Genomic DNA, 13,664 nt, shown 5'->3' with positions numbered 1-13,664 from the left:
CAATTTAGTACCTGAATTATGTAAGGATTTTGCAAAATTCGATTCCAGTCGCTCCAAAGTGCAATATATAGACGCACTAGACCACTTCGGTCTATATATTGTTCATTGGAAGTCGCTTATTGGATTTTTGCAAAACCATCATATAAAAATGAATTCTTCTTGCCGTAGCATATTCAGATCAAATTATTGTAAACTTGTTCTAATACAGAAAAAGGTGGCACATACGCTATGGAGCATTTGCTTAACGATCAGGTTAAAAACATTCAAATCAGCGGCATCCGCAAAATCGCCAACAAAGTTGCCGCATTACCCGGGACCCTGTCATTAACGATCGGACAGCCGGATTTCCCTACCCCTGCGCATATTATGGAAGCTGCCCATCGGGCGATTAACGAAGGACGCACCTCCTATACACCTAATCCGGGACTGCCGGAATTAAGAGAAGCCGCAGCGGCGTTTGTAGCTCGTAAATACGGCCTGAATTACCGTGGACAGGATGAGGTTATCGTAACGAATGGAGCCAGTGAAGCGCTGGATATTACTTTACGCACGATTTTGTCACCCGGCGATGAAGTTGTTCTACCTGTCCCGATCTACCCAGGGTACGAGCCATTGATCCGTTTGTCAGGCGGCATTCCTGTGTTTGCCGATACCCGCAGTAGCGGCTTCAAGCTCACGGCCGAGGTGCTGGAGCCTTATCTGACCGAACGGACAAAAGCAGTCATTCTCGGATATCCTTCGAATCCAACCGGACGAGTGATGAGTCGCGAAGAACTGGAAGCGGTCGCGGATTTACTGAAGGAACGCGATCTGTTTATCATTTCGGATGAAATATACAGTGAACTGATTTACGATATCCCCCACGTGTCCATTGCAACTCTACCAGGTATGCGTGAGCGCACCATCGTCATTAACGGTCTGTCCAAATCACATTCCATGACGGGATGGCGCATTGGTTTTACACTTGCACCCGCTGAAATTACGCAGCACATGGTCAAAGTCCATCAGTACAACGTAACCTGTGCCAGCTCGATTAGCCAATATGCTGCCCTGGAAGCCTTGACCACTGGTGTCGATGATGCACTTCCGATGCGTGAGGAATACCGCAAGCGTCGTGATTATGTACATGGAAGGCTGACAGACATGGGTATCCCGCTGGAGAAACCCGAGGGAGCCTTTTACCTTTTCCCTTCCATCGCGCATTTTGGATTAAGCTCTATGGATTTTACCTTGAAGCTGCTGGAAGAGCATGGAGTGGCTGTCGTACCTGGAGATGCCTTTTCTTCCTATGGCGAAGGATACATTCGCTTGTCTTATGCTTACGGGCAGGATGTGCTGGAGCAAGGGTTGGATAAAATAGAGAGGTTTGTTAGGGGAATTGTGAGGAGTTAAGGTGGGAGAGGCGCTACGCAGTCCATTTGATCTTCCGATCGCTGTTGCTGGGGGATTCTTGGATTGGATAAAACATTTATAGGTAAGAATCCCACTAAGCATATGCTTTCGAAGCGAGCTTTCCAAAGGAAAGCTTTTAGCCGAACGCTACCGCTTCTCCAGATTCAAATGGCCCGCTTCGCTCACTGCCCACCTTAAAGTCCCACAATTCTCTAACATGTGTGGGAGACGCAGGGATAAAAAAATACTCACCGCTTTGCACGGTGAGTAAACATAAAAAAGGCCTCTGTGCCACCCGTACAGGTGGTTCAGAGGCCTTTTCGCTCTACTCCCACGCGCTATCGGCGTAGGGATTCATGGGTGCGTACCTTTAAGCATGACGCAGCGGAGGGGGCGGAATGGTGCTGGACAAGCGAAGCGGTCGCCTTTAAATTCCAATTTTAACCTTTATACTTCAAATCAAAAAAATCGGAATTTAACAGCGATGGTAAGCACCATCCGCCACCGCAGCGACCTTTAAAGCGCAAACCTGATTCACATGCACGCCACTCCCTACTTTAAATGCATTTTGAATTGCAGGAACAATTCATTGTAATGAGCGAGCATGCGCTTGCCTAGATTGTTGTATACTTCCAGCTTGTCTGTAATTTCGGACGGAGGGTAAAAACGCTCGTCACCAGAGATATCTTCAGGCAACAATTTCTTTCCATCCTTGTTTGGTGTGGAGTAACCTACAAACTCGGCATTTTGGGCGGCTACATCGGGCTGCATCATGAAATTGATGAACTTATGAGCCGCATCCACATGGGTAGCGGTTTTTGGAATAACTATATTGTCAAACCACAGGTTGGACCCTTCATCTGGCACGATGTAATCCAGCTTGTCGTTCTCATCCATGATTTCAGACGCATCACCGGACCATACAACTCCAGCAGCAGCTTCCTCGTTTGCCAGCAGCATTTTAATCTCGTCACCGACAACCGCTTTGACATTGGGTGCTAATTTCTCCAACTTCGTCAATGCCTGCTGCAAATGTGCCTCATTCGTATCGTTCAAGGAATAGTGAAGGCTGTTCAGTGACATCCCTACGACTTCCCTCGCACCATCAACCAACAGTAGATTATTACGCAGCTTTGGATTCCACAGACCGTTCCAGCTATGAAAATCAATGCCTTTCGTCAGCTCCGGGTTAAACACAATCCCGACTGTACCCCAAAAATACGGTACCGAGTATTCATTATTCGGGTCGAACGAAAGGTTTAGAAAATGAGAATCCACATGCTTCAAATTCGGCAGCTTGCTGTGGTCCAACGGGAGCAACAAGTGCTCCTGCTTCATTTTAGCCAAAGCATATTCCGAGGGAACCGCTACATCAAACGAAGTTCCTCCCTGCTCGATTTTCGTCAGCATCGCCTCATTGGAATCAAACGTCTGATAAATGACAGTAATCCCCGTCTCCTTCTGAAACCGTTCCAACAGCTCGGGGTCAATGTAGTCTCCCCAGTTGTACACCGTCAGTGTGTTGCCACCGGAGTAGCCTTGACTGGAATTCAACCATGCGGCCACCCCCATCAGCCCAAACGAGATGATGAAAATCGACAGAAACACGCGCACAAGTGACTTCATCTAGGCACCCCCATTTCTGCCGCAGGCTCTTTTTTACCATTACGATTCGCCTTGCGCATAATAAAGTAGTAACCCACCACCAGCAGCACAGTAAACAGGAAAATGAGCGTGGATAGCGCATTGATGGACAAGGAAACCCCTTGACGGGCACGTGAGTATATTTCCACTGATAAGGTCGAATAGCCACTGCCTGTCACAAAAAAGGTTACCGCAAAATCATCCAGCGAGTACGTTAACGCCATAAAGAAGCCCGCATAAATCCCTGGCTTGATAAAGGGTAGAATCACCTTGGTCAGCACATCCATTCGGCTGGCACCCAAATCACGCGCGGCATCGACCAGAGATGGACTCATTTCCTGCAACCTCGGCAAAATCATAATGACCGCAATCGGCACACTAAATGCAATATGGGATAATAAAACGGAGTAGAAACCCAGCTTAATCCCGACCATCGTGAACAAGATGAGGAAGGAAGCGCCAATAATGACGTCCGGGTTCACGATCAATACATTATTGAGCGACAGCATCGTGTTTTTGACTCGACGGTTCTGCATCTGATGAATAGCCAGCGCCCCCATAATGCCAATAATCGTAGCCAACGCAGACGACAGCAGAGCAATCACCAAGGTGTTAATGACAATAATGATCAAACGGGTGTCTGCAAACACCTCTTTGTAATATTGGAGTGTAAAACCTTCAAACTCATGCATCGTCCCGCCGCTGTTGAAGGAATAGTACATCAAATACAAAATAGGTGCGTACAACACGAGAAAAACAATCACCAAATAAATATTTCCGAATCGGTTTTTATTTACCATGCCGCACCCTCCGTTTCGTTCCCGAGGTGAGCAGCATAATGATCCCCATCGCCAAAATCAGGAACACGGCAACCGTAGAGCCCATACCCCAATCCTGAGTAACCAGAAAATGCTGCTCTATCGCCGTCCCCAGTGTAATCACACGGTTACCTGCAATCAGGCGGGTAATCATAAACAGCGACAACGCTGGAATAAACACAGCCATGCAACCGGATCGCACACCCGCAAGCGTTAACGGGAAAATAACCCTGCGAAACGCGGTCCATTTGGAGGCTCCCAAATCACGGGCTGCGTCCAGCAATGACGGGTTTAACCCTTCCAACGCGTTATAAATGGGCAAAATCATAAAAGGCACAAAAATATAAACCGACACAAACACAAAGCTGGAGCTGGTAAACAATAATTGCTGACCTCCCAACCCAACCATACCTAACACCGTATTCACCGGACCATAGGTTCCGAAAATCCCGATAAAAGCATACGTTTTGAGTAGCAAGTTAATCCAGGTCGGCAAAATAATGAGCAACAGCCACAGCTGCTTATGCTTGGTGCGTGTGAGCAAATATGCCGCCGGGTAAGCAACTAACAGTGAAAATACTGTGATCAGAAATGCATACCAAAACGAACTAAGCGTCATGCTCAAATAAACAGGTGTCAGAAACTGAGCATAGTTGTTGAAGGTGAGATGACCATCCACATCAAATAGTGAATAGTAAAACACAAGTACAACTGGAGCCGCCACAAACAGCACAATCCATAAATAGTAAGGCAGCAGATACGCTGCTCTCGTATTACCGGACATGCTGATCCACCTCTTCATAGGCTTCCAGACGCCGATCAAATTCTTCTTCTGTTTCCCCAAACCGCATCACATGGATCGCTTCCGGGTCAAATCGCAGACCGATTTCACTGCCCAGCTCCGCCTTTTTGGTAGAATGCACGAGCCACTCCTGACCCGAATCATCATAGCAGCTTATTTCATAGTGAACACCACGGAACAATTGGGTATCTACCTTCACACGCAGCTTGCCTTCAGCAACATTCGTAATCTCCAAGTCCTCCGGCCGGATCACAATTTCAATGGGTTCGTTCGGACGTAATCCTCCGTCGACACACTCAAACTGTCGACCGTTAAATTCCACTTGATAATCTGCAATCATCCGTCCTGGGACAATGTTAGATTCGCCGATGAAATCAGCAACAAACCGATTGATCGGCTCATCATAAATATCATTAGGCGTACCACTCTGCTCAATCTTACCTTTGTTCATAACAAAAATTTCGTCCGACATGGCCAGTGCTTCCTCCTGATCATGCGTAACGAAAATAAAAGTAATTCCAAGGCGCTGCTGCATTTCGCGCAAAATGTACTGCATTTCTGTACGAAGCTTTAAATCCAGTGCAGACAACGGTTCATCCAACAAGAGAACATCAGGCTCATTGACGATAGCCCGTGCGATGGCTACACGCTGACGCTGTCCCCCGGACATCTCAGAAATTTCTCGCTCACCGTAGCCTTCCAGATTGACAAAGGACAACGCCTGTGTCACCTTCTCCTGAATGTCCTTTTTGTTCATCTTTTTGATGCGCAGACCAAAGGCTACATTTTCAAACACATTCAGATGGGGAAATAGCGCATAATCTTGAAAAACCGTATTAACCTGCCGCTCATTGGCTGGAACACGATTAATGAGTTTTCCATTTAAATAAATAGAGCCTTCTGTCGGCTCTGCAAAACCTGCAATCATACGCAGAATCGTCGTTTTACCACAGCCGGAAGGCCCCAGCAGTGTATAAAATTTACCACGCTCAATCTCAAAGCTGACGTCCGCCAGCACTGGGGGATCGTTGTCATATTGCTTGGTCACCCGTTCAAATCGGATGATGGTTTGCTCTCCCATAACACCCTCCTTCAAAAATTCGACTTCATTCCATTTCATTCTTTTCATTAAACCTATTTATTCAGGGCGTATCATTTACCCTTGAGACTTCCAGGTAAAATAGTCTGTCAGCACACGAATGGCTACACCAATCGCTTCCTCCGCAGGTTCCAGCTTCGCATGATGCAAACCATAAGGCGTATCAACACCAAGCCAGAACATCAGACCGGGAATTCGCTCCAGAAAATACCCAAAGTCTTCTCCGGTCATCGCTTCTCCGCATTCAATAAGCTGCACATCCTGCCGATTACGGACCCAGTTCATAAATTCCTCGGTCACCTGAGCTTCATTGTACACTTGCAAATAGTTTGAGCCATAGTGAATCTCTGCATGGCATTCAAATCCAGCTTCAACACCGCGTACCAGCGCTTCAATCCGTGATTTAACCAGCATCATTGTATCGGCTGACAACGTTCGGATCGTACCCTCCAAACGGGCGGTTTCCGCGATAATATTTTGCTTCGTGCCTCCGCTAACCTTACCCACGGTAATGACCGCTGCATCGAGTGGATTCACATTACGGGCTACAACCGTCTGTAATTGTCCCACCAGCTGACAAGCAGCCACTACCATATCATTCGCCTTGTGTGGATACGCAGCATGCCCACCCATACCCTTCAGGTCGATGAAAAGCTCCGACGTATTGGCAAATAGGATGCCCGGGCGAGTCGCAATTGTACCGACAGGATATTCAGGTGCAACATGCAACGCGACAATTTCATCGGGTATCCAGTCTGCCAGCTCCGTGCTGTCCCGCATAGGCAAGGCTCCGCCCGGCCCTTCTTCAGCCGGTTGAAACAATACAACCAGATCATCCTTAATCGGATGGCTTGCAAAGTGAGTAACAATTCCCAATCCAATCGTCATATGTAAATCGTGTCCACAAGCATGCATATAGCCGGGATGGGTCGAACGAAAATCGTACCCTGTCTCTTCTTCAATCGGCAAACCGTCCATATCACAACGATATCCATAGCGGCGTTCAGGAGCCGTTCCATGAATGAACACTAACACGCCCGTACGCCATGTACGAATTTCCAACCGCTCCTGAGGGAGCGTTTCCAAATAATTCAGCAAATATTGTTGTGTTTTGTATTCCTCAAAACCCGGTTCGGGAATTTGGTGTAAATCCCTTCGTATTTGGACAAAAGAACGATAGTCGACCGTACTCATTGCTGCTACGCCTCCTCTTTATAGCTCATCAGCTCTTATCTGGCAAAAGAACAAAAGGACAAAAGCCCGGCGCAGCCGCCGAGCCTTGTCCGTTGTGCTTCGTCCCTAAGTTATGCTGTCAGTGCATCATGCTTCTGACAAGGAATCGTTCACCTTTGGTACATTAAAAAAAATTTTGCCTTCTTACAGAATGCGCAGTTCTTTCAAAATCTCAGTTTTAGATTTGGTCTTATCGTCGACCTGTTTGATCACACGTGCAGGTGTACCCGCCACTACGGAGTATTCAGGCACATCTTCAGTTACGACAGATCCGGCTGCAACAACTGCACCTTTACCAATTCGTACGCCTTCCAATACGACTGAGTTTGCACCGATCAATACATCGTCTTCTACTACAACTGGTTGTGCAGATGGTGGTTCAATGACACCCGCCAGGACAACGCCTGCACCGATGTGACACATGTTACCTACTTTAACACGACCGCCCAGCACAGCATTCATATCAATCATCGTGCCTTCACCAATGGTGACACCGATGTTAATCACTGCACCCATCATGATGACTGCGTTGTTACCGATGCCAACCATATCACGAATATATGCGCCTGGCTCAATGCGGGCATTGATGCCTTTCAGATCGAGCATAGGAACAGCAGAGTTACGGCGGTCATTTTCCACCACATAGTCTTCTTCTTTCGCGTTTGCGCTATCCAGTACAGGCTTGATATCAGCCCAATCCCCAAATACAACACCACTGTCTCCAGAAATAAAAGCTTGAACATTCTCGCCAAAAGATGCGGAAGCCAAAGCTCCTTTTACATATACTTTAACAGGCGTCTTTTTCTTGCTGTTTTTAATCACGTTGATGACTTCTTGTGTATTCATTTCGATGGACATAGTAAATCTAACAACTCCTTCATCGCTTCATACGACTTCGCAAGCCGGAATGATCTTATTCTCTCATCCTTTATAGCACAAAAGTGCAGGTCTCGCAATTATAGATTAGACCCTTATAGCTCTAACCTAACCCTTAAAATAACAATTTCCAGCGGCATGACTGCCTTAAATTCATGATTGTAAGCCGCCGACCATCCCACATCAAAATAGGGTTATTTATCAGCTTGCAGGCTTTCCAGCGATGTATAAATGAAGGATTCGAATCCTTCAGCAGGTTCACCTTGTGGAATGTTCACTTTCACGATGAAACCACCTGTTTTATTTTCTACAACAATATATTGCTGTGTCATCTTCGAACCGCTCGCTTGTAAGAACAGACGGCTACTGGACAGCGCTTGAGGTACGGCTGCTTTGTCCAGCTTTTGAACCTTGCCGATGGAAGCTAGATCCTTTTCGCCTTCTTTTTGAAGCTCATCCAGATTAAAGTCGGAGGGCAGCTTCGTAATTTCAGCATAATAGTTATCATCTACAGCCAAGGCAACACGGTTTTGATCGGGAAACAGGGACATCGGATCAAACACATACAGTGAATATCCCTCTCCTTTTGCCAATGTTGCTGTCTGCTTTTCCTTTTTCCCTTCAAGGGTAAGCTCAAAAGTTTGAGTCTTCGAGCGTTCTCCGCCTACCGCTTGACCAGAACTTCCGTTTTGGTTGCCATCTGTTGCAGCCTCTGTTTTTTGTATTTTCGTTAAAGTCAGTTGCTTCGCCGTCGCGTCGCCCTCTACTGCTTTTTCGTTGTATTCAAACGCTACTGTATCGCCTTCTTTAAGTCCAGCTATTACCGTGTCCAGTCCCTCCCCCAATTGGAAGGATTGGGCTTCTCCATTGGTTTCAATCTCTACCGTATGCGGGTCAGCAGCTCCATTGTATACACCTGTGCCTTTTTTAACCTCCGGCTCAGCGATTGGCTCCGGTTTAACTTGCGGCTGCTGTTGCGTTTGCGGTTGGTCTGACCCTTGAGGTGCGGTGTTATTGGTTTGCGGTTTCGTTCCACAGGCTGACAGAGCCAGCACTGCCACTACAGTCAGTAGTATGATTGAAAATGTGTTTTGTTTTTTCATAAAATCCACCTCCACTATGATAGACGAGCTTGTGCAGCAAAAGTTCTACGCAGCATCTCACTTAAAACCCTACCTCCTGCTCCCGTTTATTATATTCTCAGGATTTTGCAAAATCCTAATACCACGGGAATGTCAGGTACGGTATAATGGGCTGTATTAAACCCAATTTTCGAGATACCGCTTGGAAGGAATATAAACGTATTTATTTTCCTCCATACGGATGGAGCTGCCACATGAATCAAGCACACAAACCGTCGTTTTCCTTTGAATTATTGTACATCATAGGTATTATCGCCATTTCGTTCTCCTCGATCTTCGTAAGATGGTCTGAAGCCGAGGTGTCCGTCATCGCTATGTACCGTTTGTACCTAACCAATCTGATCATGCTACCTTTGGTCTGGAAATACCGCACCGAGCTGTTTAGCCTGACCCGCAAGCAGTGGATGCTGATCCTCTGGTCCGGTATAGCGCTGGGGCTGCATTTCTTGCTCTGGATGGGCTCACTGCGACTGACCACCGTTGCAAGCTCTACCGTTATTATGACATTGGAGCCGATCCTTGTCATGCTCGGTTCTTTTTTGTTTTTCCGGACGGGCACGAATCGCGCTATGCTCATCGGAATGGGTATGGCTTTTATCGGCTCACTGGCCATCGGAGCTGGAGACTTTCATGTCTCGGGACAAGCCCTGCTCGGGGACGCACTGTCCTTCTTGGGTATGGTAGCCGTGTCCATCCATATGCTGATGGGTAAGCATCTACGCGAGCATTTGAGCGCGTTTGTGTATAATTTTTGGGTTTTCGCCATCGCAGCCACCTCACTTGCGCTGTATAATATGGTCAATGCCATTCCTTTTACTGGATACGCTCCACGGGAATGGGGACTGTTCCTGCTGCTTGCCATTGTGCCTACGCTGTTCGGACATTACCTGTTTAACTGGCTGCTCAAATACATTAACGCCACCGCGGTGTCGATGGCGGTACTCGGCGAACCTGTTATTTCTTCCCTGCTAGCTTGGGTGCTGCTCGGGGAAAGGCTGTCTACTTTACAATTTGGTGCAGGCTTTTTCATCCTGTTCGGGGTATGGATTTTTATCCGATACGGAGCGGATTTTAAAAAGAAAGTCATCCATCAAAGTGAGTTGCCCGACACTGAGCCCCCCCTGAAGGCCAGCTCTTAACTTATTTACCCCATTTTCATAAACCATACTCAACGGATTAAATTTACTGTTAAATAAAGGAAGGCGGAATCCTCTATGAAATCCATCGTATCCAAACGCTGGCTGCTGGCCCGATTGTATGAGCCGGACATGATCATTGCCGACTGTCGTTCCCTGCTCGGACAAGCCGGGGCTGGACGGACTCAATTTAATGAAGACCATATTCCAGGGGCGGTTCACTTCGATTTGGAAGAAGACCTTACTGCTCCTCTTGGTGAGCATGGGGGTCGCCATCCATTACCTGATGTGGATACACTTGCCGCACGTCTGAGTCGTGTCGGGATCAACGCAGGTTCACGCATCGTCGCTTATGATGACCAAGGCGGTATGATGGCTTCCCGCTTCTGGTGGCTCCTGCGCTACCTCGGGCATGAGCAGGTGTACGTACTGGAAGAAGGCTACAGTGCCTGGAAGGAAGCAAAATTCCCCGTTACGGCAGATCAGCCGATTCGCATTCCCTCGACCTTTGTGGCAAATGTTCGGCCACAAATGCTCACAAGTATGCAAGAAGTACGACGTATATCCGAAGATTCTGTTCCTGGTGGCTCTTCCATATTGATTGATTCGAGAGAGCGGCCTCGCTACCTGGGGCTGGAGGAGCCCATAGATCAAGCAGCGGGGCATATCCCAGGTGCGGTGAATTACTTTTGGAAAGAAGTATTGGACGAAAAAGGCAGCTTTAAAAATGCGGAACAATTGCAGCAGCACTTTGCTGACCTTGATCCAAACGCAGAAATTATCGTGTATTGCGGTTCCGGCGTATCCGCATGTCCCAATGTACTCGCCTTGAATGAAGCTGGATTTAGTAAGGTCCGTTTATATCCGGGAAGCTGGAGCGACTGGATCAGTTATGAGGAGAATCCGGTGGCGACCGGGGAGGAATAAAAAGTTTTCAACGGATATACAGGTTCTAAAGACAAATACACTGTCCTAAGCGATTAGGCTTACGGCAGTGTATTTTGTTTAAAAGTACACAAAAAATCAACTTGAGATAAGTGAAGCAATACAACGATGTAGTTGAAGTTGCTTGTTTTTTTTGAATGGCTATCCAATCTTTTGAACAAATATATATCTTAATTCATACTCTTTCTGTTGTTTTTCTGCATATATCAGAGTTTCTCTTATGGAACCCGTTTCTAATATATTCAAACCATTAAAATGTTCTTTTAAATCTTCTTCAGTAAAGAAGTGAGCATATTTCCCTTCCTTGTATTCATATGTTCCTTCTTCAATTTCCCTACCCACACCATTATTAAAATCACAATTAGAAAAACATGTGAAATACATTACTCCCAATTCCTTCAAATGCTTCACGCAATTCTGTATCAGTCTTTTTCGGTCTTCTAACAAAAATAAATGCAATAAATCATAACAATATATTCCATCATACCTTTGGCATGTACTAAACTCCAATACCGATTCTTGAATAAAATTCGTTTTTAAGTCCCATTCTTTTGCTAGATTTATAGCTGAACTAGATATCTCAATTCCATCAACCTGAAAATAAGAAGAGAACGCCTTCGTATTTCTTCCATATCCAGCACCAGGAACCAAAATATCATGTACATGATTCTGTTTAAACAAATCTATAGCTTGGGTTACAGTTTGACTTGGTTCACAACCCCAAATCATCCCTTCTTCAGTAAATCTTTTGTTCCAATAATCCCCCATATGATTCACCCGCCTATATACTCACATAGCTCTTCTTTTAAGCTCATCAATCTGTCTGATATGATGTTGATCATGCCAGATAAAATCTCTTAAATATGATATTACAGTAAAGTTCCCGTCAGCATATTCTTTAGTAAACTTATCGTCTTCAAAACTCTCTATACTCTCCAATATCATGTTACGGTACTGAATAGTCATTTTAATTAATTCTTCTTTCGTTTTTGTTTTTCCATATTCAATAGCATCCTGATTAAATTGTTCAAAATCCATATGTGTTAATGTCAAAGGTGTATTGTTTAATATGGGACTTATTGCTGCTTCAAAAAAGTATTTATCCCACAGCAGTATATGACTTACGATATCCTGAACTGACCATTTACCTTCAGCAATCGTTATTTGCCAATCCATTTCACGAATCTCAGAAACAAAACGGATCCATTCCTTGAACTCCTCTAGTAACCGCGATTTCTCATTCATGGTTTCACGCTCCTTTTTTCAAATTATTCATTGTTCCTTTGCTATTCATCTGCTAAAATCGCATATTTATATGCATTATGCCAAATGGGTTGTCCTTCTTCCGTTTTATAAAAAAATGCTTTCTTCATATGGTGACCTTCTTTTCGCATCAACAAGCGTTCCAATAATCTCCACGATGAAGCGTTTTCTGGATTACACATCGCAATAATCCGATGAGCCTTTAATTCCTCAAATCCATATTGTAATACTCTTCTACTACTGTATTTTAACTTCTCAAATCGACAACCATCGTGATTGATGAATCAACTTTCCCAACTTCTTTAAATCCGAATCTCTCGTAGAGTTTCATTGCCGCTGCATTGCTCGGATCAACACTGAGGGATAATTTTTTTATATTCCTCTTCCTAGCTTCTTTAAATAATTCATCCATTAAGGCCATTCCGATTTTTCTTCCCCTGTATTCTTTTAACAAAGCCATTCCTAGTTCGGGTACATCATTATCAATAAATCCAAATCCCTTATTATCCTCGTTAAAATATCGAACTGTTATTGAGCCGACGGGTTCACCCTCATGGTTCATTGCTATAAATCCAAAATCCCCATCTCTTCCCCAACCTTCAATATACTTTGATATATGAGGGTCTTTTATTATCGCTTTATCGAATGGCTCTTGACCTTCTGGGACAAATAATGATTCATATAACATCTCCCATAAAAAAAACACATCATCTTCTATTATTGGTCGGATTCTGTATTGCATCATTGAAGTTACCTCATTTCTAGATTCTCAAAGGTTTCGCATAACGTTTCTTATTTTCCATAAGAGCCGCAGCTTGAATATAATGTTATGCGATTCCTCTATCCTCTCCGAATCAACGTTCCAAAGCTTGGCTTGCTTCTGTTAATTCATCATTGGCCTCTAAATATTTTAATATTTTTTCAATATCATCGTGGTCCATTGTTTTCGTTATAATAAGATGTTTAATGTTAAATCCTGGTATTTTCATTTCTTTTTCAAAGTGATTTACTAATTTTTGAGGGGTTGTCACCAAACTCCATCGTTCACTTCCATCCGAAAAAGTAAGGGTCACCTCCACCAAATCAAACTCCTTTGGATCATCATCAAACTTCCATCTTTCTAAAAAAGGCACTTCTATATTTCCTTCAATAAAATGAGCTTTTGATATCCAAACTGCTTTTCCATGGTTTCCAATAATTCTATACTTGTCCCCATCTTCTTTTTTTACGATGTATTTATTGCCCCTTGTAAGTGCATGAGCATAAACGCCTATACTTATACAAGTTATGATTGGTCCCTCCATCAATTCACTT

15 protein-coding genes are annotated in these 13,664 nt (G+C 44.9%); 3 read left to right on the top strand and 12 right to left on the bottom strand.

Features of this window, described 5'->3' with window-relative positions; all coding sequences use genetic code 11:
- Positions 1–228 precede the first annotated feature (228 nt).
- On the top strand, positions 229–1,392 hold the full coding sequence (locus tag MHB46_RS23140) for an aminotransferase A (RefSeq protein WP_341163562.1): 1,164 nt from the start codon (positions 229–231) through the stop codon (positions 1,390–1,392).
- Between the two features lie 552 nt (positions 1,393–1,944).
- Here MHB46_RS23140 and MHB46_RS23135 read toward each other — a convergent pair.
- The 7 genes from MHB46_RS23135 to MHB46_RS23105 all read right to left on the bottom strand — a co-directional run bounded on the left by MHB46_RS23135 (position 1,945) and on the right by MHB46_RS23105 (position 8,967).
- Entirely contained in the window at positions 1,945–3,018 is a 1,074-nt protein-coding gene (locus tag MHB46_RS23135; RefSeq protein WP_165178528.1) for an ABC transporter substrate-binding protein, read from the bottom strand.
- Complete coding sequence (locus tag MHB46_RS23130) at positions 3,015–3,836, bottom strand: ABC transporter permease (protein ID WP_023989585.1); 822 nt, start codon at positions 3,834–3,836, stop codon at positions 3,015–3,017. The genes MHB46_RS23135 and MHB46_RS23130 overlap by 4 nt, the downstream gene beginning before the upstream one ends.
- On the bottom strand, positions 3,826–4,638 hold the full coding sequence (locus MHB46_RS23125; RefSeq protein ID WP_165178529.1) for an ABC transporter permease: 813 nt from the start codon (positions 4,636–4,638) through the stop codon (positions 3,826–3,828). Before MHB46_RS23125 ends, MHB46_RS23130 begins: the two co-directional genes overlap by 11 nt.
- Positions 4,628–5,737: an ABC transporter ATP-binding protein gene (locus MHB46_RS23120; RefSeq protein WP_025720927.1), complete on the bottom strand. Its 1,110-nt coding sequence runs from the start codon at positions 5,735–5,737 to the stop codon at positions 4,628–4,630. Before MHB46_RS23120 ends, MHB46_RS23125 begins: the two co-directional genes overlap by 11 nt.
- A gap of 75 nt (positions 5,738–5,812) precedes the next feature.
- Positions 5,813–6,949: an N-acetyldiaminopimelate deacetylase gene (locus MHB46_RS23115; RefSeq protein ID WP_076157259.1), complete on the bottom strand. Its 1,137-nt coding sequence runs from the start codon at positions 6,947–6,949 to the stop codon at positions 5,813–5,815.
- A gap of 183 nt (positions 6,950–7,132) precedes the next feature.
- On the bottom strand, positions 7,133–7,846 hold the full coding sequence (gene dapD / locus MHB46_RS23110; RefSeq protein WP_061829691.1) for a 2,3,4,5-tetrahydropyridine-2,6-dicarboxylate N-acetyltransferase: 714 nt from the start codon (positions 7,844–7,846) through the stop codon (positions 7,133–7,135).
- Positions 7,847–8,058: 212 nt separating this feature from the next.
- Positions 8,059–8,967 carry a hypothetical protein gene (locus MHB46_RS23105; RefSeq protein WP_341163561.1) on the bottom strand — a complete coding sequence of 303 codons (909 nt, stop codon included), beginning with the start codon at positions 8,965–8,967 and terminating at the stop codon, positions 8,059–8,061.
- A 233-nt stretch (positions 8,968–9,200) separates the two neighbouring features.
- Between MHB46_RS23105 and MHB46_RS23100 the strand changes: the two genes are divergently transcribed.
- Complete coding sequence (locus MHB46_RS23100; protein ID WP_322174613.1) at positions 9,201–10,145, top strand: DMT family transporter; 945 nt, start codon at positions 9,201–9,203, stop codon at positions 10,143–10,145.
- Positions 10,146–10,220: 75 nt separating this feature from the next.
- Positions 10,221–11,069, top strand: a complete 849-nt coding sequence (locus MHB46_RS23095; RefSeq protein WP_341163560.1) for a sulfurtransferase — start codon at positions 10,221–10,223, stop codon at positions 11,067–11,069.
- A gap of 159 nt (positions 11,070–11,228) precedes the next feature.
- Here MHB46_RS23095 and MHB46_RS23090 read toward each other — a convergent pair whose 3' ends face one another.
- From MHB46_RS23090 to MHB46_RS23070, 5 genes are all read right to left on the bottom strand, one after another.
- Entirely contained in the window at positions 11,229–11,855 is a 627-nt protein-coding gene (locus MHB46_RS23090; protein WP_341163559.1) for a class I SAM-dependent methyltransferase, read from the bottom strand.
- A gap of 21 nt (positions 11,856–11,876) precedes the next feature.
- Complete coding sequence (locus tag MHB46_RS23085) at positions 11,877–12,332, bottom strand: DinB family protein (protein ID WP_235309201.1); 456 nt, start codon at positions 12,330–12,332, stop codon at positions 11,877–11,879.
- Between the two features lie 41 nt (positions 12,333–12,373).
- The gene (locus MHB46_RS23080; RefSeq protein WP_341163786.1) at positions 12,374–12,631 is read right to left on the bottom strand and encodes a GNAT family N-acetyltransferase; all 258 of its coding nucleotides are present in this window, start codon (positions 12,629–12,631) and stop codon (positions 12,374–12,376) included.
- Complete coding sequence (locus tag MHB46_RS23075; RefSeq protein WP_341163558.1) at positions 12,598–13,095, bottom strand: GNAT family N-acetyltransferase; 498 nt, start codon at positions 13,093–13,095, stop codon at positions 12,598–12,600. The genes MHB46_RS23080 and MHB46_RS23075 overlap by 34 nt, the downstream gene beginning before the upstream one ends.
- A 109-nt stretch (positions 13,096–13,204) precedes the next feature.
- Positions 13,205–13,654 carry a hypothetical protein gene (locus tag MHB46_RS23070; protein ID WP_341163557.1) on the bottom strand — a complete coding sequence of 150 codons (450 nt, stop codon included), beginning with the start codon at positions 13,652–13,654 and terminating at the stop codon, positions 13,205–13,207.
- Positions 13,655–13,664 lie beyond the last annotated feature (10 nt).

It is taken from the genome of Paenibacillus sp. FSL H7-0703, from assembly GCF_038003485.1.
In the GTDB taxonomy this organism is placed as follows: Bacteria; Bacillota; Bacilli; order Paenibacillales; family Paenibacillaceae; genus Paenibacillus; species Paenibacillus polymyxa_B.
Note: the sequence above shows the minus strand (reverse complement) of the source record. Positions and strands in the feature narration are given on the sequence as shown.